This window comes from Algibacter sp. R77976 (assembly GCF_044594645.1).
Taxonomy (GTDB): domain Bacteria; phylum Bacteroidota; class Bacteroidia; order Flavobacteriales; family Flavobacteriaceae; genus Algibacter_B.
Map to the genome: position 1 here is coordinate 3,109,060 of NZ_CP138989.1, position 24,922 is coordinate 3,133,981.

The window sequence follows — 24,922 nt, forward strand, 5'->3', positions numbered from 1 at the left end:
TTTTAATTTATAATTATAGAAACGCTGTCGTTTCGAGTGAATTTTACGATTAATTTGGTTCTCGATACGATTTAAAAAAAACATCGAAATCACTCGAACTGACATTTAGTTTCATTTTATGCTTTAAAAAAAACGATGCTTTTAAAAAATTTCTAAACTCCCCTTGCCTTCTCTTACAACTATAGGTTCTTCTTCTGATAAATCTATTACGGTTGAGGCTTCGTTATCACCATAACCGCCATCTATTACCAAATCGACCAAATTATCCCATTTTTCTAATATTAATTCTGGGTCTGTGGTATATTCTAAAACTTCATCTTCGTCATGAATAGAGGTTGATATAATGGGGTTACCAAGTTGCTTTACAATCTCTAAAGCAATAGTATTATCTGGCACACGAATACCAACTGTTTTCTTTTTCTTAAACGGGTTTGGTAACGATTTTGAACCCGGAAGTATAAATGTATATGGCCCCGGAAGTGCGCGTTTTAATATTTTAAAAACCGAGGTGTCAATTTGTTTTACGTAATCACTTAAATTACTTAAATCGTGACAAATGAATGAAAAATTAGCCTTTTCTAACTTAACACCTTTAATTCTAGCTACTTTTTCTAAAGCCTTAATATTAGTAATATCACAGCCTAAGCCATAAACGGTATCGGTAGGATAGATAATTAATCCGCCTTTCTTTAATATCTTAACAACCTTATTTATCTCCTTAGGGTTCGGGTTTTCCTTATAAATTCGTATAAATTCCGCCATAATAATTATATTGTCAACTCGTTTAAGTAAATATATTTCTAATTTATGAAATTTCTAAAGGTTGTTGTATTTAATTTAATAGTAATCCTATTCGTTTTTAGTTGTTCTAGTGAGAATAACACTATTGAAGAAACAGAAACGGGATTAAATCCGTCTGAATATTACGAAGCTTTAAACATAAGTTATGGCGATGATGTAAACCAAACTTTTGATTTGTACTTACCTGCCAATAGAACTGTAGATACCGAAATCTTAGTATTAGTGCATGGCGGTGGGTGGTCTTCTGGCGATAAAAGTGAAATGAATGCTTTTGTAACACTTATTCGTCAAGAATTTCCAAACAAAGCCATAGCTAATATTAATTACCGTTTGGCAGACACTAATATTTCGCCTTACCCAATGCAGATTAATGATATTACCTCGGTTATAAATTATTTAAAAACCAATAATTCTAAATATACCATATCTAACACTTTAGGCTTTATTGGTGTAAGCGCTGGTGCGCATTTATCGTTATTATGGAGTTATGCCTTTGACTCTGCTAATAATGTTAAAATGGTTTGTAGTGTAGTTGGACCAACTAATTTTACAGATCCAGCTTATTTGGAAGATGCAAACCCAATTGTTCAACCATTAATAGACTTATTTGGTATTAGTACTGAAACGGCATTTCTGGAAGAAATTAGCCCATATCATCAAGTAAAAACAACGGCACCACCCACTATTTTATTTTATGGTGGTAAGGATCCTTTAATACCAACAACCCAAGGTATCGCAATGCGCGATAAACTTTTAAGTCTTGATGTTACAAATGAATTTACCTTATATCCTGAAGAAGGACATGGTTGGGATGGCATAGAATTACTAGACACTTGGACAAAGCTTAAAGCGTTTATCCAAGTGCATTTAAACTAACGCATTCCGCCACCGCCACCTCCGCCACCGGAGCCACGCATTCCGCCGCCGCCTTGATTCTGGCTCTGACGATTATTAGATGGTTTTTCTGGTTGCATGGCTTCTTTTGTGTCTTCCTGATATTTTAACCATTTTTTGTACTGTTTTTCATCAAGAATAGACTCTAAATTTTTATTCAGCTTCATTTCTTCTTCTTGAACAGCTATTTTTGCTGGTTCTATTTTTTCTTTTGATAACCGCATAGTATTTCTCATAACATTCCTACTGTCATCATTCTGCATATCATTATCATCCTGCATACCTCCGCCGCTTTGCATACCATAGCCTGATTGTTGTTGCCTTCTATTTTGCATGGCAGATTTCATTATGGTATTCACAAACACGTTTAAAGTGTCAAAATTATCTTTGTTTAATAAAGCTATTTCTTGAACGTTAGTATTGTATTTGTTAATAGCTTGCCTAACATTAAGTATTAAGTCTTTATCTTTCTTTTTAATTTTTATTTTTTTTACAACTTCTTTATCATCATAAGAAAAGATACCTGCCATTTGAGACGCATTAAATTCTGGTCTTTCTTGGCGTTCTTGCATACTACCGCCTTGGCCCATGCCACCGCCTTGACCTCCTCGCATTCCGCCACCGCCACCGCCGCCACCTGGTTGGGCTTGCGTAATATTAAAACTTAAGGCGCACAGTAATAAAAGAAAAACTCTCATATCGTAATTGATTATATGTTTATTAAAATTTAGATGCTTTATTAAAAATAAACTGGCGGGCTTTAATAAAACTTTAACATCACTCGTTATGCATTAAGATAAAATACTGTCTATTCAAGTATTTTTAGAATCAAAAATGAATTATACATGACTGTCTGTTTCTGGCAGGTATTAAAAATTAGAATTTCATCTTTCATAATAGTTCTCGATACGATTTTTTACTAAAAAAATCACTCGAACTGACACTTGGAAACTGATTTAACTAAAAACACAAAAGCATTTTATTAGCATTATAAGTTTTTACCCAATAACCTCCAGCTTAGCAAAACGAAGTAATAGCTTTTTTACACCACCATGCTGAAAATTAATTTCGGCTTTAGTATCTGCTCCAGCTCCTTCAATTTTCTTAACCTCTCCTATTCCAAAACGTAAGTGTTTAACAAGATTACCAACAGCTAATTTATTATCAAACAAATTGGCTTCGCCTTGACTTTTAGTTACGGGTTTTAAATTTTTAGGCGTTGTAACCTTAAATTTTTCTGTTTCTTTTTTAGCAGAATTCCCTTTTTTGAATACTGGTTTTTTAGCAGGTTTGTATCTAATTTTATTTGGATTAGCCTTAGCTGGCTCTACATCTCCAAAAATATCGGCAGAAAGCATGGGGTTAAATCTGCGTTCTTCAATTGGAGTTACATTATCTAAATATTGCTCATCAATTTCATCTATAAAACGACTAGGCTCAGAATCTACCAATTTCCCCCAACGGTATCTTGATAAGGCATAGGTTAAATAGGCTTGCTTTTCTGCCCTGGTAACGGCTACGTAAAAAAGACGACGTTCTTCTTCCAATTCGGCACGTGTATTTCCACTCATGGCACTTGGGAATAAATCTTCTTCTAAACCAACAACAAACACATTAGAAAACTCTAAGCCTTTTGCTAAGTGAATCGTCATTAAGGCAACGTGATCTGGATCGCCTTTATCAGCATCGGCATCTGTAGCTAAAGCAACATCTTCAAGAAACTCTGCTAAAGACCCTGTGGTATCGGCAATTTCTTTTTGCCCTTCCACAAAATCTTTCATACCGTTTAAAAGCTCTTCAATATTTTCCATTTTAGCCACACCTTCTGGCGTGCCATCTTTATTGAATTCTTTAATAATACCTGTGGTTCTGGTAACATGTTCTGCTAACTCAAAAACATCTGCAGTTTGATTGAGTACTTGAAAGCTTTCTACTAGCGTTACAAAATTTTGAAGTTTTGTTTTGGTTCCAGAATTTATATTAACATTGGTTTTATCAATGTTTTTCATCACCTCAAAAATGGTACGATTGTACCCATTTGCAGCAACAATAAGTTTATCTACTGTAGTTTGACCAATACCTCTTGCTGGAAAATTAATGATTCGTTTTAAGGCTTCCTCATCAGCCGGGTTTATTACCAACCTTAAATATGCAATAACATCTTTAATCTCTTTTCGCTGATAAAAGGATGTGCCACCATAAATTCGATAAGGGATATCACGCTTTCTTAATGCATCTTCAATAGACCGTGATTGTGCATTGGTTCTATATAAAATAGCAAAATCGCTATTCATTTGCTGATTTTGCATTTTGCTATCCCAAATAGTACTTGCTACATAACGCCCTTCATCACCATCGGTTAACGACCTGTGTACTTTTATTTTTTCACCTTCATCATTGGCTGTCCATACGATTTTATCAAGTTTCGTTTGATTTTTATCAATGATTGAATTAGCTGCATTTACTATATTTTTTGTAGAACGGTAGTTCTGTTCTAATCGAAACACTTTTACATCGTCATAATCATTCTGGAAATTCAAAATATTATTAATGTTCGCGCCACGGAAGGCATAAATACTTTGCGCATCATCACCTACCACACAAATATTCTGAAATTTATCAGATAAAGCTCTAACAATTAAATACTGCGAGTGGTTTGTATCTTGATACTCATCTACCAAAATGTATTTAAATCGGTTTTGATACTTAGCTAAAACCTCTGGAAAACGCGTTAACAACTCATTGGTTTTCAACAGTAAATCATCAAAATCCATAGCGCCTGCCTTAAAACAGCGGTCTACATATTCTTTATAAATATCTCCCATTCTTGGGCGTCTTGCCATAGCATCAGCCTCCTTAAGTTCTGGGTTTTGCATATAAGCACGAACCGTAATCAAACTATTTTTGTAAGATGAAATTCTACTTAAAACCTGCTTGTATTTATAAATATCTTTATCAAGATTCATTTCTTTGATTATAGAGGCTATCAATCGTCCTGAATCTTGAGAATCGTAAATAGTAAAATTACTTGGGTACCCTAATTTATCTGCTTCTATCCTTAATATTTTTGCAAATATGGAGTGAAAGGTTCCCATCCATAAATTCTTAGATTCGCTAGCACCAACAATTGTCGAGATACGCTCTTTCATTTCTTTAGCCGCTTTATTTGTAAACGTAAGCGACAAAATATTAAAGGGATCAATACCCTTACTCATCATATAAGCAATACGAAATGTTAATACACGTGTTTTTCCTGAACCTGCGCCAGCAATAACAATCATAGGGCCATCAACCTGAATTGTAGGTTCTAATTGTGCTTCGTTTAACTGGCTTAAATACTTTTCCAAATCATCTTCATTTTTATATCGTGAAAATAACCATTGTTATACTTTTTTCCCTTCAGAATTATTAATAATTATAAACAATTAAAAGATATTTTTGCATTCATGAATTTTGAATATATTTAGACTTTATAAAAAGAACCTATGGATTTAGTATTACAGTTTTTCTCAAGTATAGCATGGTGGGGTTGGATTTTAATCGTTTTAGCATTTGTAGCTATACGAGATGTATTTTTTCAACGATCGCACACTATTAGTCATAACTTCCCTATTGTTGGGCATTTACGCTATTGGCTAGAGAGCATAGGTCCGGAAATGCGCCAATATTTTGTGGCTAATAACAGAGAAGAATTACCATTTAATCGTATAGAGCGTGGTTGGATTTACGCTTCGGCAAAAAAAGAAAACAACTACGAAGGTTTTGGAACGGATAGAGATATTCATGCGCATCAGCATATTTTTATAAATAATGCTATGATGCCTTTTAAATTACCAGAAAATCATCCTCATAAAATCGATAAAACCTTTTTGCCTTGCGCAAAGGTAATGGGTGAATTCAATAAACGAAAACGACCATATCGACCTGCTTCTATAATTAATGTATCTGCTATGAGTTTTGGTTCGCTTTCCGCAAAAGCGATAGAATCTTTAAACAAAGGCGTAAAAATAGCAGGAGCCTACCATAATACCGGTGAAGGTGGATTATCACCATACCACAGTAATGGTGGTGATGTGGTTTTCCATTTTGGTACTGGGTATTTTGGAGTTCGATCTGAAGACGGTGGTTTTTCAATGGAAAAAATGGTCGACCTTGTAAACAAGAACCCCTTTATACGCGCCATAGAAGTAAAACTATCGCAAGGTGCTAAACCAGGAAAAGGTGGTGTTTTACCAGGTGCAAAAATAACAAAGCAAATAGCAGAAATTAGAGGTGTTGAAGTTGGTAAAGATGTACTATCTCCTCCTACTCATAAAGCATTTTCTAATGTTCCAGAAATGGTCGATTTTATAGAAAAAATTGCCAAAGAAACAGGTTTACCAGTAGGCATTAAAGCCGCTATTGGAAAATTAGAGCAATGGGAAGAGTTAGCCGACATAATGAAAGCCACAGGAAAAGGCCCTGATTTTATTACCGTTGATGGCGGTGAAGGCGGAACAGGTGCAGCGCCGCCAAGTTTTGCAGATCACGTTTCACTACCATGGGTTTATGGGTTTAGTGATTTATACAGACTATTTCAATCTAAAGGCTTAAGTGAACGTATCGTGTTTGTAGGTAGTGGTAAACTTGGTTTTCCTGCCAAAGCAGCTATGGCGCTTGCAATGGGTGTAGATTGCATAAACGTGGCTCGTGAAGCTATGATGAGTATTGGTTGTATACAAGCTCAAATTTGCCATACCAATCGCTGTCCTGCTGGAATTGCTACTCAAAAAAAATGGACGCAAAACGGTATTAATGTACCTTTAAAATCTGAGCGTTTAGCACAATATTTTAAAACCTTTAGAAAAGAGTTTATAGAAATTACACATGCCGCTGGTTACGAGCACCCATGCGAGTTTAAAATGAGCGATATTGAAATTAATGTTGACGACCATAACCTTTCAAAAGAACTAAACGGAACCTTTATGTACCAGAAAACACCAGTACCATTTAAAGGGGTGCAACATTTAAAAGATTGTATGCATTTGGGAGGTGTGGAATAAGTTTTCATCGCAGTCACAGGTTACAGGTTACAGGCTTACTTAAATAAGCTAAACACTTATATTCTTTTGGTTTTATGTTTTTTTGGGCGCAACCACAAGGGTCGGGCTATCCGTTACAAGTCCTCGCACTTCCTTCGTCAGGCTTTGGGCTATCCACTACTATCCCTTGCGCAAACTAAAGTAGAACCTTTTAAATTAAAACAAGCATCACGTTTTAAAAACTAGCATTAAACATAATAGTTTAAAATATTTTTTGTCCAATAAACACAAACCACCTATGTTTGTAATAAAATTATCTTTTTATGGAAATTAGTAGAATTCTAGACCTTTTTTTATTTGCAATACCTTCATTAATAACAGGAGTTATTGCCTATTATTTTTTTAAAGAGCATACCAAAAATGAAGATGGTCGTAGACGGTTCTTATTAAAAAAAGATATGCAGGTAAATGCAATGCCATTGCGCCTCCAAGCTTATGAACGTATGGCGCTTTTTTTAGAACGTCTTTCGCCTTCCAAACTATTAATTAGAATAACTCCAATATCCTCAAATAAAGAAGATTACGAATCCTTACTTATACAAAGTATAGAGCAAGAATTTGAACATAATTTATCGCAACAAATTTACATTAGCGATAAATGCTGGAACATCATAACAACAGCGAAAAATGCGACAATTCAATTGATTAGAAAAGCCAGTATGTTAGAAAAAACAGATACTGCAAATAAGCTAAGAGAAGTTGTTTTAACAGAAATGATGGAGCGCAGATCACCTAGCGATGCAGCGCTTTCTTTTATTAAAGAAGAAGTTTCAGACTTGTGGTAAATCACTTTCTCGCAACTCATTAGATCGTGCATGTTCGCACTTTTGTTTTGCATAATAATAACCTTGTTGCCACCAAGAAGTCATTAACTTTTTATTAAACACTAATGAGTTTTCGGTAAGTTTTGCGGGTGTATAATATAGATTGAGTTTTACATCTTTATTTTTTGCTGCCAACTTCCCTATTAAAATATCACTACGCTCAACCTGATCTAAAAGGTGCCCAAATAAGCTTAACATCAACGAAAAAGGATTTTTACCAAGCACTTTATTGTATTGCATACTCTCAGACTCTAGAATAATGGCGTCAATTTCCGTTGCACCACGCAATATAGCTTCACGAATAGGAACTACGCATCCAAAAGCACCATCGGCATATTCAAACCCATCTTTTTTTGCTAAAGACATAAACGGAATATAGTTACAAGAAATCCAAATCCAATCGCAAAACTCATCATAACTAAAGTCTTTAATAGACTTATATTCCACAATGTTTTTAGACAAATTAGAGACCGTTACAACCACATCATGTTTCGCTTCTTTTATAGCCTTAAACTCATCATAAGTAAAATGTTTTTTTAAGTAACGACGTAACGCCTTACTCTCTCCAAATGTTCGTTTTCTTTTAATAAACTGCCATAAAGAATTTAAAAAATCGATAGAAACATACTCTCTATCACCTTTTCTACGAATTACAAAAGGACTAACGCTAAATATATTATTTTGATTAACATTAGTAAATACTTTGTGAATTTTATCAACCTTACCAGCTGCTAAATGCGGTATTAAAAGACTTCCTGTAGAAGTGCCTAAAAACATATCATAATCTCTACCTTCTTCCTTAATTAAATACTCTGCAACACCGCCTGCATAAGCGCCTTTGCTTCCTCCTCCAGAAATTACTAATGCTTTCATTTTTTTAATTTAAACAAAAATATAAAACTTAATATCTATTTGGTTAGTTTAACCATTTCTTTTGCAAATTTAGAAAACCGCCAATTATGATGTTTAGTAGCTTGTTCAAGGTTTTCTTTACATTTATCAGTACAAGCTTGTATTTGATATAAATATTGAAATGCATTTTGACGAATTTCAAAACCATATTTAGGACTCGTATAATCTATTAACTCTTGATAATAACCGCGTATGTTTTTATCTTCAAAATCTGCAGAGACTAAATTTAATGCCAACCACAATATTCTAACATTCTTATCACTAAACCCTTGAATACCTTCGGTTTTATCTAAATATTTTTGTCGCTCTTGCGGAAAGTTTTTCCATAGATTGAATAAGGCCGCTTCAATGGTTATATATGATTTATCATTTAGTAGTGATTCGTATTCTGTTTTTAATTCTGAAGGGATTTGAGTCATTGATTTAGCCAAAGCTTGACGGACTTTTAAACTATTTTTAAAATCTTCCTTATCTACATGACTAGTAATTTGGGAAACTACTTTTATTTTTGCTTCATCTGAAATTCCAGAAACTAAATACTCCTTACATTTTGAAGTATAAGCTTCGCAATCAACCATTAAATACTCCTGAATAAATACAGAATTCTTAAGGCTTCCTAAAGCGATATCATAATTAAAACTTTTACCCCTAAGCCATACTTCAACAAATTCACTTAAATCCTCTCCATTAGCCTTTTCAACTTCACTTATAAAATCTTCTGTATCAACATTTTTAAATTGATGCTTTTTCAAATAGTTCTTAACGCCTCTCTTAAAAGCCTCATCTCCAATTTTCTCTCGAAGTGAATGCAACACCCAAGCCCCTTTTTTATAAAACGTTGTACTACTGGATTTTGGATCTAGCAACGATGTGCTTCCGCCAGCTTTATCTTGTTCTAACAATTCTTGGGCATATTCATACAATCGCCAATAGTAATAATCGTCTCCAAAAATATCGCGTTCTGCTAATAACGCATAATAGGTCGCGAAACCTTCTTGCAACCAATGGTGTGTCCCAGAAACTTCGGTAACCAAATCTCCAAACCATTGATGCGCCAATTCATGAGCGTTTACGTTTACATAGTTTTTATCTACAAACGCAATGGAATCAATTACAAAACTATCTGCAAAAATTGTGGTACTTGTATTTTCCATACCAGCATACAAAAAGTCCTTTACAGATACTTGTTTGTAGTTTTGCCAAGGATATGGTACGCCAATTTCCTTTTCAAGAAAATCGAACATTTGCTTTGAGTAACGATATGTTGGCTCAACTTTCAAAGAATCTTCAGGATAATAATACATTTCTAAAGGAATACCACTTTTAGAATATTCTATCTTCTTATCATATTTACCAATAACTAAAGCTACTAAATAGCTAGACATAGGGTTTTCCATGTCAAATTCCCATAAATTATATGTTGGCGTTTCTCTTTTAGAAACCATGTTTCCGTTAGAAATAACTTCGTAACCTTTTGGTGCTACACAACTAATATCGAACTCTATTTTATCGTTCATATCGTCAATAGATGGTAACCAATGGCTTGTGTACTTACCTTGACCTTGAGTCCAAATTTGATTTCGAGAATCATCATCCCAACCAATAAAATACATGGCTTTTTTAGGTGATGCAAAAAAGAGAAAATTGAGCGTATAAGTTGTAGATGCTTCAAACTGATTATAAATGATAAGCTTCTTCCCATCATTTTTGAATTTTACAGCGCTTTCGTTTAACGCGACATTTAGGAATTTCATGTTTATAGCATCCAAATAAACCGAATCGGTTTGCTTTAATATATCAAATTTTATTTCATAAGAATTAAAAACCGTACTATCAACTTTCATTTGATTAAAAGTTAACACAGTCTTTACTTCTTTAAAATCAACAAATTCAGTTTGTTGCGCCATTAGAAGGTTTACGCTAAAACATAAAATAAAAAGAAATCGATTCATGATTTTAAATATAGCAAAGATTAACCCAAAAGAGAAAATTTCTGCTAGAAACTATGAAACTCTATTAAATTAGCTTCATAATATTGCTCGCCAAGTTTTGATAATAGATTTCGAATAACATCACTATCACCATCAATTGCTAAAGCAGAATATCCAACATCGTTTAATTTTCCTAAACGTAAATCTTTAATATTTATATGCTTTGAAGCCAATGCAGACAGCAATATTAGTAACACTCCTGGCGCATTATGATGCTTTGTTAAAATTACCTTATCGCTTAAGGCTAAGTTTAATTTTACGCCATCCATTTCAAGTAAATACACACCTTCACTATAATAATTAGGCATGGCAGCATTTTCTTGATAGGTTAAATTTTTAAAAAGTCCAGTATCTGTTCCTTTAGTAAAATCTATAGCGCTTTGCACTTTACCATTTTCATTATCAAGCGATAAAAAGGCAACTGCCGTACCATCATTATTCGATTTTAAACGCGCCGTTTCCACATTAATACCTTCTGAAGCTAAGGTGTTAAACAATGAAGAAATAACACCAGGCGAATCTATATGCTCTGAAAACAAGCCATTAACAATGGTTTGTGTGTTTTTAGGTATTTCGTTAGTAACGGTTATTGATTTGCCCCACTTTCGAATTCTAATCGCGTTATAATCGCCCATTCCTGTGGCGCTTCTATACAAATCTACAAACTCAGAAAAAGAACCACCAAAAGAAAAATCTGGAATTATTCGTCTTTGATTATCATCTAGCCTTTGGTTTAGCAACTCAATACCTTTATTTAAAACCGTATATTTTACTTTTAAATCATGATCATCATAAATAGTACGATTTTCAGGAATTAATTTAGAATAGCTTACATAACTCTCGTAACCAGCTTCCTGAATATATTCTAAACTTTCTTTATAATTTAAACCGTAATAACGCACGTGATGTGTGTCTGTACCAACACAAACCGGTATTTGAAGTTCGTTGGCACGTCTAAGAATACTTTGAACAGGGTATACACCAACACCTTTAAACTTTCCAGCCATATTAACATCTAGAGACAAATTTCTATCTGCAATAAGCTCTAAAAGCGTTCTAAATTTATTAGCTAATGGGTGTGCACTAGTTTCAAAATTCACTAAAGCTTCGGGCATATCCACATTCAGTTTTGGCAAATCGATATGGCCAATTATTTGAATCATATCTCCAAAACAATGAATCATTTGAGTCATTTCATCAAAATAACCGCCCCAATACGCTTCAAGACTTCCGCGCATTTTTAATAATTCTTGAGCCTCCTCTTTAGAGCCATCATACGGCAATCCTTCTGGTGCAAAATGAACGGATCCAATAACATAATCTGCATCTTCTGCTTGGAAAATCTTTGATCGACTCCATTGCAAACCAATCTCTGGTCCCATCCACTCTAACTCAACACCATATTTTATATTTATTTGACCGTCATATTTCTCACGAAGATCTGCAATACGCTTTGGATAATTTAAATACGATCTATTTCCACGAATAAACTTCACATTTGTATCCGTTTCAGCGATATAACGAAAGTTTGTTAATCTTGGAGAATGAATTATAAACGTAATACTTGGGTTGCCTGCTTCAATAGCTTTATCAACTATATCTTCTAATTTATCAATACCATGTTTTACATGATCTTGCTCCGTACCTGCATGAATACCGTGTGTTTCCCAAATAAATTCGTTGAGTTTTCTCATCAATCAATATACTTTAAATTATCTTTTAAGAATATCAAATTTAACTAATGAAATAGAATTACATACTATATTTAATATTTTTCAACCATTTTTTTAAAAGAAAATAACAATACCAATAAAAACATCTCAAATTCATAAAGAAACTAAGTAATTAATTAATTTTGTGTTTATGTCTGTAAAATTACAAACTCCCATAGATTATTTAAAAGGCGTTGGTCCAAATCGTGCCGATTTGCTACGTAAGGAGTTAGGCATACATACGTATCAAGATTTAATCAACTTATTTCCAAATAGATACATAGACAGAACCCAGTATTACAAAATAAACCAATTACAACGTAGTAATGCCGATGTACAAGTTATTGGGAAAATTACAGGATTTAAAGAAGTAGCCCAAAAGCGAGGAAAACGCTTGGTTGCAACCTTTCAAGATGAAACTGGCACGATGGAATTGGTTTGGTTTCGAGGACAAAAATGGATTAGAGAAAACTTAAAGCTTAACAAAACCTATGTGGCTTTTGGAAAAACCAATTGGTTTAGCGGAAAATTCAGCATGGCACATCCAGAATTGGAGTTGCAAAAAGAACATGAAAAAAACATGCGATCCGCCATGCAACCCGTGTACCCTTCTACCGAAAAATTAAATAATAGAGGCATTACAAATCGCGTGATTGGAAAAATCATGCAACAATTATTTATTGAAACTAACGGAAAATTTAATGAAACGCTATCTGATAATTTACGTTCAGAATTAAAATTAATCAATAAACAATCTGCACTTTTTAATGTGCATTTCCCGAAGAATCAAGAACTACTTTCACGAGCTCAATTTAGACTTAAATTTGAAGAATTATTTTATATTCAGCTGCAATTAATTATCAAAAATTTAATTCATAAATCGAAAATAAAAGGCTTTCCTTTTAATCAAGTTGGAACCTATTTCAATTCGTTTTTTAAAGACCATTTACCCTTCGAATTAACCAACGCGCAGAAACGCGTTCTAAAAGAAATTAGATCAGATTTAGGTAGTAATGCACAAATGAATCGGCTTTTACAAGGCGATGTGGGCTCTGGAAAGACCATTGTAGCGTTCATGTCAATACTCATGGCGATTGACAACGGTTATCAGGCCTGTTTAATGGCGCCGACTGAAATTTTGTCAGCACAACACTATAACGGTTTATTAGAATGGTGCAACAAACTGAATATCAATATAGAAATATTAACTGGTTCAACTAAAACTTCAAAAAGAAGATTAATTCATGAATCTTTAGAAAATGGCGAATTACAAATATTAATTGGCACCCATGCCCTACTTGAAGACAAAGTAAAATTCAAAAATTTAGGACTTGCTATTATAGATGAGCAACATCGATTTGGAGTAAAACAAAGAAGTAAATTGTGGAAAAAAAGCAACCCACAAAGCCCTCCTCAATCCTCCCATGGGGAGGAAGTAAAAACTTTACTTAAAAAATATATGACCGCCCGCCCATCGACCTATAAATTATTAAAAGAACTACAGGTTGAAAACAAAAAAAATAGCACTCAAGCTGAATCTGTTTTATGGGAATGTTTACGAAATAAAAAGTTAGATTATAAGTTTAGAAGACAACATATCATTGATGAATTTATTGTCGACTTTATCAATCTAGAAAAGAATTTAATAATTGAAGTTGATGGTGGATATCACAATACCATAGAACAAAAAGAAGCAGATGACTTAAGAACCCAAATTCTAAACGAAATAGGTTTTAAAGTTATAAGGTTTACCAACGAACAAATTCTAGGAGATATTGATAACGTTTTGAGTTATATTTCGAAATGCTTAAAAAGCCTCCCTTCTGGGGAGGTTGGTGGGGCTTCTGCTATCCCACCACATATTTTAGTGATGACCGCAACACCAATTCCTAGAACCTTAGCGATGTCTGTTTATGGCGATTTAGACATCTCCATAATTGATGAATTACCACCAGGAAGACAAGCCATAAAAACAGTACATAGGTATGATAAAAATAGACTGAATGTTTTTAAATTTATTCGGGACGAGATTGACAAAGGGCGTCAAGTTTATATTGTTTATCCTTTAATTCAGGAGAATGAAAAAATGGATTATAAAGATTTGATAGATGGCTACGAAAGTATCTCAAGAGATTTTCCAATGCCAAAATACCAAACATCGATCGTTCATGGAAAAATGAAACCGGCAGATAAAGATTATGAAATGCAGCGTTTTATTAAAGGTGAGACTCAAATTATGGTTGCCACTACAGTAATTGAGGTTGGCGTAAACGTGCCAAACGCTTCTGTTATGATTATTGAAAGCGCAGAACGCTTTGGCTTATCGCAATTACACCAATTACGTGGTCGTGTTGGACGAGGTGCAGAACAGAGTTACTGTATTTTAATGACCAGTCATAAATTGAGCGCAAACAGCAAAACCCGCTTGGAGACTATGGTTAGAACTAGTGATGGTTTTGAAATTGCAGAAGTCGATTTGCGTTTACGTGGTCCTGGAGATATTATGGGGACGCAACAAAGTGGTGTTTTAAATCTTAAAATAGCCGATATTATTAAGGATAACGACATTTTACAATTAGCAAGACATCATGCTAAATCGGTTTTAAAAATAGACCCTTCTCTTTCTCTTCCTGAAAACCAAGTGTTTTTAAATACTTATAAACAACTTGGGAAGTATAAAAATATTTGGAATTATATTAGTTAAACTATTTAAATATCTGAATTACTACAAACTATTCTAGCATAAATCAAAATATGGCATTTTCTTATCTAAAAAAACTAGCGTCTTTAATCTGTTTTATTGGCTTTTTACAAAATACCCTTTACAGTCAAACAATAACCGGACAATTAAAACAATATCATAAAACCACCTTAACTTTTGAAGGGCTAAATTTAAGCGAAAAACCTGCAACATATCTAGATTACAGGATGAATGTAACCTTCACTTCTCCTTCATCAGCAGTTTATATTATACCAGGTTACTTTGCAGCCGATGGTCATGCTGCCGAAACTAGCGCTACTTCCGGAAACAAATGGCGATGTCATTTCACACCCAACGAAATAGGTACATGGAATTACTCAGTATCATTCCGAAGCGGAATAAACGTAGCTGTGAGCACTAACCCTTTGGATGGTAAAGCAACATCTATAGATGGTAATTCTGGAATGTTCGAAATTATAGCAACAGATATTAAAGACAACGATTTTAGAGCCAAAGGTAAATTACAATATGTAGGTAAAGATTTTGCGCAATTTGATAATGGAGATTACTATTTTGAAATTGGTGCCGATAGTCCAGAAACATTTTTAGAGTATGACGATTTTGATGCTACGCCATCAAGACATGATTATGAAGAGGTAGCAAATAATTATTCAAACGGAGATCCTAGTTGGCAAAACGGCAAAGGCACAGAAATTATTGGTGCTGTAAATTACTTAGCAAATCAAGGACTCAATATTCATTATTTTTTAACTATGAATATAACAGGCGATGGAGACAGAGCATATCCTTTTCCAAATAAAACAGATTACACGACCTATGATGTTTCAAAGCTCGACCAATGGCAAATCGTTTTCGACCATATGTATAATAAGGGTATGGCACAAGAATTAGTGTTAACAGAAACTGAAAACAGTAATTGGTTTGAAGATCAAGAGGGTATTTCTAGACAAACATTTTCAAATAGCAGAAAGTTATATTACAGAGAAATGATTGCCCGGTTTGGATATCTTAATATAATTTACAATTTAGGCGAAGAAGCTAATTGGGATAGTGGTGGCGATGAATACGAAGCAACGCATATTGAAGAAGCCGCAAATTACATTAAATCGTTAAGTCCATATAACGACTTAATTAGTGTCCATAACGGACCAAGTAAAGATTTTAGTATTTTTCCAGAATTAACCGCTCTACCCGGTAAAAGTGCATTAACAACGATATCACTTCAAGCAAACTTCCAAACCATAACACACGGGCATAATGAACTTTTGAATGTAAAAAATTTATCTACAAAAAACAATAAGGAATGGGTTGTTCGATATTCAGAACCATATAGCAGCAAATTGCCTAATATAGAAACTTGGACAAACAATTCGCTTTGGGCATCAATCACAGCTGGTAGCGCTGGAATTCATTATTATTCTCATAATGGTGATATTAAAACAGATGATTACAGATTACATGAAAAATATTATGAACGTATGCGTTATGCCAAAGCATTTCTAGAAAACAACAATATTCCTTTTCAAAATTTAGAAAGTAATAATGCCGCGGTAAGCTCAGGATATTTATTAACCGATTTTAAAGACCATTATATTATTTTTCTTCCCAATGGCGGGTCAACAGCTATAGATATTTTAAGCTCTGGTAATTTTGATTTAAAATGGTTTGATCCTAGACACGGAGGTGCCTTAAAAAATGGAAACATAACAAAGGTGTCTAACGGTATTGGTGTTGCAATAGGAGAAGCGCCAAACTCAATAACCTCAAGTTGGGTGGTGCTTTTAAAAAGGATAAAAACTGAATAAGTAAATTATATTAGCTAGTCTTTTTTCAATTTCTATCTTATACCTACTTTTACAAAAACGAAAAATTATGCTTGGCTTAAAATTAGCAACAGACCCACGATGGGTAAACATTGTAGAATCGAATATTGAAGAAATACTTACCGATCATGCTTGGTGCGAGCAAAAAGCTGCTACAAATGCCATAACAATTATTACTAATAATAGTGAGCATGAAGAATTGGTTACCGAGTTAATAAAATTGGCTCAAGAGGAATTAGAACACTTCCAGATGGTTCACGACATAATTAAACAACGTGGTTACACATTAGGAAGAGAGCGAAAAGACCATTATGTAAATGAGCTTTATAAATTCATGAACAAAGGCGGAAACAGGCAACAAAGTATGGTTGACAGACTTTTGTTTTCTGCCATGATAGAAGCACGTAGTTGCGAACGCTTTAAACTTTTATCGCAACGCATTAAGGATCCAGAATTATCTAAATTTTATCATGATTTAATGATTAGCGAAGCTGGACACTACACCACTTTTATTGGCTTTGCGCGTCAATACGGAAAAGGTATTGATGTTGATAAACGTTGGCAAGAACTTATAGATTTTGAAGGTGAAATTATTACTAATTACGGGAAATCTGAAACAATTCATGGCTAAGACGCAACTATCTGCAACTTTCTGCATCTACAAATAAAGTTTATTTATGAAAATATTTTCTACGCTAATACTTATAACTATTTCTTTATGTGCTGGTCTTTGTTGTCCGGAAGAAGACGATTATAATTACGAATACTTTGAAGTATTAAACGACACTATTATTAGTATTGAAAACGATGAAACTGTATTTCAATTAAATGATACCATTTTCATTAATACATTAATTAAAAACAGCCAAACTACGGTTGACAACGAAACCATAATACTATCGGATCTTTTAGACTTAGACGCAGACCCTATTCTATATAACAACCTCATTTTATATAAAGAAACAAGCTTTGGCACACTAGCAAAAATAGCTGTTACTAATAGTAATATTATTATTCTAGATGGTTTAGCAGACAACACTTACGACGAGTTAATTGAAGTTAAAAACATGTATAACAGCGTTAACTTTTCAAGTAAATTTGGTATAAAACTTCTAGAAACAGGAACTTACTATTTAGGAACGCCTAACCTTGATTATTCAGAACGTGTAAACATTACCGGAAGCTCAGGCTACGACCGTCAAATAAACATTCAATCTAAAATTATTGATTCAGATGAAAATGGAGCCTATAAATTTATAGTAGAATAAAAAATAAAAACTCAAACAAATTAAATGTTTGAGCTTTTAAAACTGATTATAGTTTGATTGATGAATTGTTGATTGAGTTTGAAGTTAACTAGAAATACATAACGGACCTGTTAGTGTTTTGTTAAAAAAACCATATCACTCTGTTATTTAACATTTTAACATTTGAATTTTCATTACTAAAAATCATCATTATAATGTTTAACTTTGCATTCCTTTATTTTTAGAGCGCATACTTAGGAATGATACACATCCACGAAAAAACATTACAAGATTTAGAGTTTCAAACGGTTTTACAACAGGTTAGTGAACTTTGTATTACACCACTTGGGCATGAAAAAGCATTACAAATTTCGCCCTTTAAAACTCAAGAAGAATTAAAGGCTTCTTTAGGTTTAACTAACGAGTACGTATCTTCATTTTATAATGACAACAGAATACCTAATCATGGATTCGATACCATTTCTAAAGAATTACAATTACTCAACATAGAAAACACCTATTTAGAAGTTCATGGTTTAAAAAAAATAGTAGCCATGTCTATTACTGTAAATGCTATTGTCGTTTTCCTAAAGAAATTCGAAGAGTATTACCCAAACTTAAATCAATTTGCATCGCATATTGAGGTTACTAAAATTCTTATTGAAAAAGTTGATGGTATTGTAGACCGTTTTGGCGATATAAAGGATAACGCCTCGAACTTATTGTTTGATTTACGTCAATCAATTAACAAGGTAAAAGGCAAAATAAACGCCAGTTTTAGTAGTGCTTTAACCAACTATCATAATCTAGAGTATTTAGATGATATTCGAGAATCTGTAGTTGAAAACAAACGTGTATTAGCTGTAAAAGCAATGTATAGACGTAAAGTTAAAGGCTCTATTATGGGCGGCAGCAAAACCGGAAGCATTGTTTATATTGAGCCAGAAGTCACGTTACAATACACCAGAGAACTTAATAATTTAGAATACGAAGAGAAAGAAGAGGTTATTCGAATTTTAAAAGAAGTAACGGATTTTATGCGTCCGTTTTTACCATTATTAAAAGATTATCAAAACTTTTTAATTGATATAGATGTGATTTCCGCGAAAGCGAAATACGCAAAATCTATGAATGGCATACTTCCTGAGTTTTCGGAAGACAGAAGCATGTTATTACGAGATGCTTATCACCCACTACTCTATTTAAATAATTTAGAGAAGAAAGAAAAAACATTTCCGCAGACTATTACATTAAAAAAAGACAGTAGAATTATTGTGATTTCGGGACCCAATGCAGGTGGAAAAAGTATCACTTTAAAAACAGTTGGTTTATTACAAGTTATGCTGCAAAGCGGTATGTTAATCCCTGTTCATGAACGAAGCAAAGTATGTTTGTTTGACAGAATTTTAAGTGATATTGGTGACAATCAATCTATCGAGAATCATTTAAGTACGTATAGTTACCGTTTAAAGCAAATGAATTATTTCTTAAAGAAGTGTAATAAAAACACCCTCTTTTTAATTGATGAATTTGGTACAGGAAGTGACCCAGAACTTGGTGGTGCTTTGGCTGAAACTTTTTTAGAAGAGTTTTACCATAGAGAGGCTTACGGTATTATTACAACGCATTATTCAAACTTAAAAATATTGGCTAACGAGATGCCTTTTATGCTAAATGCGAATATGCTTTTTGATGAACGTACTTTAGAACCACTTTTTAAACTCGTTATCGGTCAAGCCGGAAGTAGTTTTACGTTTGAAGTAGCACAAAAAAATGGGATTCCGTATAGTTTGATTAATCGTGCTAAAAAGAAAATTGAACGCAGTAAGGTGCGTTTTGATGCCACTATTGCAAAACTTCAAAAAGAACGCTCTAGACTTGAAAAAACAGGACAATCTTTAAAGCAAAACGAAAAGAAAAAACTAGAAGAAGCCGATAAGCTTGAAGAAATAAATAATAAAATACAAAAGAAGCTTGAAAGCTATCAAGAATTATATGATAGCAACCAACGTTTAATATATTTAGGGCAAAAGGTTAACGATATTGCCGAAAAGTACTTTAATAACAAACAGAAGAAAGCCTTAATGGACGAGCTTTTTAAAGTGGTACAGATTGAAAACTCTAAACGAAAAAGAGTTTCTGCAAAACAGAAAAAAGCCATAAAGCATAAAGAAAACCAAGTAAAACAAGAGGCCGAAAAGAAGGTTAACGTTATTAGGAAAAAGAAAAAAGCCGAAAAGAAAAAAGCGGCAGAAGCACCACCAAAACCAAAGGCTATTATACGCATTGGAGATCGCGTTAGAATGGAAGACGGACGCGCCATTGGTACCATCGACAAAATTGAAAAAAACAAAGCTGTTGTTAATTATGGTATGTTTACGACGAACGTTAGCTTAGACCAATTAGAGTTGGTTGAATCTATGAAAAAATGATAAACATCCCAAAACATAAAAAATTAATCCTCTTTGATGGTGTTTGTAACCTATGCAATAGTTCTGTATTATACGTTATAAAACGTGATAAAAAGAACAAGTTTATATTCGCTCCTCTGCAAAGTGACGCTGGAAAACAAATTATTCAAAAGTTTAATATTGACACTTCACAAGTAGATTCTATCCTATTATATAATCCTGAAAAAGAAACGATTCATTACAAATCGAGAGCTGCTTTAAAAATAGGGTCTCAATTAGGTTTCCCAACAAATGTATTAACTATTTTTTTAATCATCCCAGACTTTATAAGCAACTTAGTTTACGATTTTATTGCAAAAAATAGATATAAATGGTACGGAAAAAAAGAATCTTGTATGATTCCTACGCCAGAATTGAAGAATAAGTTTTTGGAATAATTAGCATTTAAAAGGTACTAGTACTTTTCTAATACAATAACGCAACCTTTCTAAGTTTTACTCATCTAATAAGAAACGCTTTAAATCATGATAAAGAAATTAGCCTACTTTATAATACTTACAGTATGTATTTGTTGTAAAGCCGAAGATGATGGTCTACCAGATTGTTCTACCGTTTCATGTGCAACTCCATTTATTCTTATAGATTTAGTTGATAATACCACAAACGAAAACATCATTCTTCAAGATAATATTTCTGATACAGCAATTATAATAAGAGACGCTTCTGAAAATACATTTGATTTTACTACCATTAAAGCCTCAGGCTTACTATATATAGAAAAAAAGAGTACATCTGACTTTTTAGAAATACTCATAGATTCTGAAATAATAACTAGTCTATCTTACAACACATCAGCGCCAAACACCAATGAATGCTGCGATTTTGGCAATCTTATTGACGTACAAATAAACGGTAACACCTTTAAAGTAGAAGATAATACAGTTACTATTTATTTATAAAATAATTATTTCTTCAACTCCATAAAAGTATTTAGTTAAGAGTGAAACTCACCCAAATTAGTAGTTAACTCAACTAAAAGTACAGATAACTCATTCTTCGTTTTTTAATGGTGTAATTGGTTATAAGTTTATTCGAAACTTAAAACAACTCATCATGAAACAGCTATGCATTTTATTTCTTTGCTTCACGGCTTTTGCCTTTGCCAACAACACCAATCCTACAACATCTAAAATAAAAGCAGTCACCGTTTTTGTAGATGGAGCACAAATTACACGATCTGCAACTATCTCATTACCAGCTGGAACAACAGCGTTTTCGTTTACTAAACTCTCCCCTCACATTCAAGAAAATAGCATTCAAATTTCCGGATTAAACGATGCTTCCATTTTATCCATAAACTATGCGATAAACCATTTATCAAAACTCGATAAATCTGAAGCTATAGAAAATCTTAAGGCCGAAATCGAAGCGTTAAAAGATGCCATGCGCATTGAAGAAGATATTATGTCGGGTTACGAAGAAGAACTCAATATTATAAAAGAAAACAGAAAACTGGGCAACGAAAATGAAGTAGTTAGTCTTGATAAATTAAAACAGTTTGCAGCCTATTACAGAACACGCATGACTGAAGTTAATAAACTGATTCATAAATCGTTAAAAAATAATCGTGCGTATACCGAACAAATTAACGATATTAAAAAACAACTTCAAGAACTTAATGTCGATGATAAAATTCAATCTGGCGAAATAAAAGCTAAACTTCATACCAATGTAAGCAAGCAACTTAATTTGGTTATAAAATACAATGTTAAAAATGCGGGATGGTTTCCTATTTACGATTTAAAAGCCAAAGACATTAATAAACCACTCGATTTACATTATAAAGCACATGTGTACCAAAACACAGGTATTCGTTGGGACGATGTTAAATTAACACTTTCTACAAACGACCCAAACACCAATAATTTAAAGCCAGAAATGAATCCTAAATACTTAAATTTTGTCAGCAGACATAATAATTACAAAACCGAGAACGCTACTAAACGCTATGACTATAAACACAATCCTTTTGTAAAACAAGTCAGCGGAATAATTACAGATGCCAGCGGAGAACCTATTCCTGGTGTAAACATAACCTTAAAAGGTACAAGTCGTGGCGCTGTTACCGATTTTGATGGGAATTTTTCAATTGAGCCTAAAGGCGCTAAAGAACTTGAAGTATCATATATTGGGTTTCATTCTGAAATTATTCCAATTCACTCGAGTGTTATTAATGTGAGCCTACAAGAAGATGTTTCGGCGTTAGATGAAGTTGTGGTTATTGGTTATGGTACAAATGTCGAATCTGCGCTTTCTGGAAGAGTTGCAGGGGTTAGAGTAAATGGTACGCCAGGAGCTACAAGTTCAAACATAAAAATAAGAGGCGCTGGCTCTTTTAAATTTAAAGGCACACCATTGTATGTTGTAGATGGCATTACCACAAGCGCAAACGCATTTAAAAAACTAGATGAAGATAGAATTGCAAGCATCGATGTGCTTAAAGATAATTCTGCAACAGCCATTTATGGCAGTAGAGGATCTAATGGTGTCATTGTAGTTACCACAAAAAAAGGAAGCCTAACAACAAACGGCGATGTCATCACAGAAGGTATTACCAATACTAATTTTGAAATACAGAAACTTACATCTGTAGAAACCGATGGCAATATTACCGTTATTGAAATTGATAAATACACCGTTCCAGCAACGTTTTCATACTTTGCAGCGCCCGTAATTAATGAGAATGTGTTTTTAACTGCAAAAATTGGAGCATGGCAACAATACAATTTATTACCAGGTGAAGTGAATATCTATTTTGAAGACAGTTATTCGGGTATTACAACCATTAACCCGTATGCCGTAACCGATAGTTTAACGGTGTCTTTAGGTGTAGACCCAAATGTGGCTATTAAAAGAAAACCTATTAACAACTACAAGAAAAATGCCTTAATTGGTAATAACAAAATCGTAGAAAAAGCCTATGATATCGAACTAAAAAACAACAAACCAACAGCCATAGATATTGTTATTGTAGACAGAATTCCTGTAAGTCAAAATAAAGATATAAAGGTTGATGCTATTGAAACCGGAACCTCAAATTACGATGCTAAAAAAGGGGTTTTAAAATGGAAACGAACCATTTTACCTAACCAAACGAATACTTATAAGTTATCATATACTTTGAAATATCCGCGGTATAGAAATATTAATTTGTAGATGTCAATTGTTAATAATTAATCTTGTTTTGAAACTATGTTTGTGAGAAAAATTAACTAAATTCGTTTGTCAAGCGATAAAGTTCATAGAAACGGAAGTTTATCTTTGCGTTATGTACAATAAAGGCAGCACAAATTTCCTTAAACAATAAATATCTTTTTGCATTATTGATATTAAATCAAATCTTTTAATAAAGACATATAACTTTTAAGTTCTTCATCATGAGGATTCATTTGGAGTCCAAAATTAATTCGACCCATAAGATGATTTGTATAATTTCTTCTAGTTTCCCCTATCTTTTCTAAGTGATTTTTTAATCCGAAATTTTTAATGTAATGACAAGCTTGTCTAATTTCTCTCCTATCTTTCTTAGAAATCTGAACTTTTTCATTAACAATAACTCCGGTAACCATTTGACGCCTATAATTAGGCATTTTTTTTGTTTTGGCCTCATTTAAACTAAACCCTAAATCATTAAGCATATTTTCTACTTCAATAACAATTTCTTCAAATGGAAAATCAAAATTACCTGAAAAAGTTAAATCATCTGCATATCTTGAATATCTCCCTCCCATTGATATAACTTTATTGCCAATTAAGTTATCAAATTCTCTTAGCAAAATATTTGAAATAATTGGACTAGTAGGTGCTCCTTGTGCCAATTCATTTTCAAGTGAACAAAGTTTACATAAAATCCCTGAAAGATGATTGGTATACCCAAAATTAGAAAACATTTTGAAAATCATTTTCTCGTTTATATTTCGGAAAAAATCCTTAATATCCAAAGCAAAAACAACTTCTTGACTTTTATGCAAAAATGCATGCTTAAAAACAGATCCATTCTTTTTATATGCTTTAGCGAATTTACTAACAGGTACATTTGCTAAAATAACATCTATAATCCACCTCTGAATTTCCTTCAAACTTGGTAAAGGCTCAGAAATTAGCCTTGTTCCTCCAGCTTTTTTTGGTATTTCATAATGTCGATAAAATGATTTCTGATAATAGCAAGCTCTTCGAAGAAAATTTATGCGATATCCAACTAATTTAGATAAATGCAAATCATCATAAACTACAGGACATCCATTTGAATTAAGAATTAATTGATAATTTAAGCAGGCCTCAATTTCATTTTCTTCTAAGTTCCTTTGAAGTGCCTTTTTTTTAAATCGATCAATGTAATTTTTATTCTCCATAAATCATTAAAGGAGGGTTTGAAATTCCCTCCTATTATTTCCTCTAACGAATATCAGCATGAAAAATGCTGTTTCCAAAACAGTATTTTTTA

Annotated in this window: 18 protein-coding genes; 11 read left to right on the forward strand and 7 right to left on the reverse strand. The window is 33.2% G+C overall.

Annotation, left to right across the window (positions count from 1 at the left end):
• Positions 1-141: 141 nt before the first annotated feature.
• The gene (locus SJY43_RS13290; RefSeq protein ID WP_396601233.1) at positions 142-762 is read right to left on the reverse strand and encodes an L-threonylcarbamoyladenylate synthase; all 621 of its coding nucleotides are present in this window, start codon (positions 760-762) and stop codon (positions 142-144) included.
• A gap of 45 nt (positions 763-807) precedes the next feature.
• Here SJY43_RS13290 and SJY43_RS13295 point away from each other — a divergent pair, with 45 nt between their 5' ends.
• Positions 808-1,677, forward strand: coding sequence for an alpha/beta hydrolase fold domain-containing protein (locus SJY43_RS13295; RefSeq protein ID WP_396601234.1), 870 nt, complete (start codon positions 808-810; stop codon positions 1,675-1,677).
• Here the strand turns inward: SJY43_RS13295 and SJY43_RS13300 are convergent.
• On the reverse strand, positions 1,674-2,393 hold the full coding sequence (locus SJY43_RS13300; RefSeq protein WP_396601235.1) for a hypothetical protein: 720 nt from the start codon (positions 2,391-2,393) through the stop codon (positions 1,674-1,676). The genes SJY43_RS13295 and SJY43_RS13300 overlap by 4 nt on opposite strands.
• 300 nt (positions 2,394-2,693) lie before the next feature.
• Positions 2,694-5,042: an ATP-dependent helicase gene (locus SJY43_RS13305; RefSeq protein ID WP_396601236.1), complete on the reverse strand. Its 2,349-nt coding sequence runs from the start codon at positions 5,040-5,042 to the stop codon at positions 2,694-2,696.
• Between the two features lie 138 nt (positions 5,043-5,180).
• On the opposite strand from SJY43_RS13305, the gene SJY43_RS13310 reads away from it, so the two are divergent.
• Positions 5,181-6,737, forward strand: coding sequence for an FMN-binding glutamate synthase family protein (locus SJY43_RS13310; protein ID WP_396601237.1), 1,557 nt, complete (start codon positions 5,181-5,183; stop codon positions 6,735-6,737).
• Positions 6,738-7,039: 302 nt separating this feature from the next.
• Entirely contained in the window at positions 7,040-7,561 is a 522-nt protein-coding gene (locus SJY43_RS13315) for a hypothetical protein (protein WP_396601238.1), read from the forward strand.
• Here the strand turns inward: SJY43_RS13315 and SJY43_RS13320 are convergent.
• From SJY43_RS13320 to SJY43_RS13330, 3 genes are all read right to left on the reverse strand, one after another.
• Complete coding sequence (locus SJY43_RS13320) at positions 7,547-8,473, reverse strand: patatin family protein (protein ID WP_396601239.1); 927 nt, start codon at positions 8,471-8,473, stop codon at positions 7,547-7,549. The two genes, SJY43_RS13315 and SJY43_RS13320, sit on opposite strands and share 15 nt — an antisense overlap.
• A 35-nt stretch (positions 8,474-8,508) precedes the next feature.
• Entirely contained in the window at positions 8,509-10,419 is a 1,911-nt protein-coding gene (locus SJY43_RS13325) for a M1 family metallopeptidase (RefSeq protein WP_396601240.1), read from the reverse strand.
• 89 nt (positions 10,420-10,508) lie between these two features.
• The gene (locus SJY43_RS13330) at positions 10,509-12,197 is read right to left on the reverse strand and encodes a histidinol-phosphatase HisJ family protein (protein ID WP_396601241.1); all 1,689 of its coding nucleotides are present in this window, start codon (positions 12,195-12,197) and stop codon (positions 10,509-10,511) included.
• Between the two features lie 169 nt (positions 12,198-12,366).
• Here SJY43_RS13330 and SJY43_RS13335 point away from each other — a divergent pair, with 169 nt between their 5' ends.
• From SJY43_RS13335 to SJY43_RS13370, 8 genes are all read left to right on the forward strand, one after another.
• Positions 12,367-14,919 (forward strand): DUF559 domain-containing protein, encoded by a 2,553-nt coding sequence (locus SJY43_RS13335; RefSeq protein WP_396601242.1) that lies wholly within the window; start codon positions 12,367-12,369, stop codon positions 14,917-14,919.
• Positions 14,920-14,969: 50 nt separating this feature from the next.
• Positions 14,970-16,742, forward strand: a complete 1,773-nt coding sequence (locus SJY43_RS13340) for a DUF5060 domain-containing protein (protein WP_396601243.1) — start codon at positions 14,970-14,972, stop codon at positions 16,740-16,742.
• 67 nt (positions 16,743-16,809) lie between these two features.
• A complete protein-coding gene (locus tag SJY43_RS13345; RefSeq protein WP_396601244.1) occupies positions 16,810-17,391 on the forward strand; it encodes a tRNA-(ms[2]io[6]A)-hydroxylase in 582 nt (193 codons plus the stop codon).
• Positions 17,392-17,437: 46 nt separating this feature from the next.
• Positions 17,438-18,028, forward strand: a complete 591-nt coding sequence (locus SJY43_RS13350; protein ID WP_396601245.1) for a hypothetical protein — start codon at positions 17,438-17,440, stop codon at positions 18,026-18,028.
• 239 nt (positions 18,029-18,267) lie between these two features.
• Positions 18,268-20,439: an endonuclease MutS2 gene (locus tag SJY43_RS13355; RefSeq protein WP_396601246.1), complete on the forward strand. Its 2,172-nt coding sequence runs from the start codon at positions 18,268-18,270 to the stop codon at positions 20,437-20,439.
• Complete coding sequence (locus SJY43_RS13360) at positions 20,436-20,855, forward strand: thiol-disulfide oxidoreductase DCC family protein (protein ID WP_396601247.1); 420 nt, start codon at positions 20,436-20,438, stop codon at positions 20,853-20,855. Before SJY43_RS13355 ends, SJY43_RS13360 begins: the two co-directional genes overlap by 4 nt.
• 87 nt (positions 20,856-20,942) lie before the next feature.
• Positions 20,943-21,377, forward strand: coding sequence for a hypothetical protein (locus tag SJY43_RS13365; RefSeq protein WP_396601248.1), 435 nt, complete (start codon positions 20,943-20,945; stop codon positions 21,375-21,377).
• Positions 21,378-21,531: 154 nt separating this feature from the next.
• On the forward strand, positions 21,532-23,634 hold the full coding sequence (locus SJY43_RS13370) for a mucoidy inhibitor MuiA family protein (protein WP_396601249.1): 2,103 nt from the start codon (positions 21,532-21,534) through the stop codon (positions 23,632-23,634).
• A gap of 173 nt (positions 23,635-23,807) precedes the next feature.
• Here the strand turns inward: SJY43_RS13370 and SJY43_RS13375 are convergent, their stop codons facing one another.
• On the reverse strand, positions 23,808-24,830 hold the full coding sequence (locus SJY43_RS13375) for a reverse transcriptase family protein (protein WP_396601250.1): 1,023 nt from the start codon (positions 24,828-24,830) through the stop codon (positions 23,808-23,810).
• Positions 24,831-24,922 lie beyond the last annotated feature (92 nt).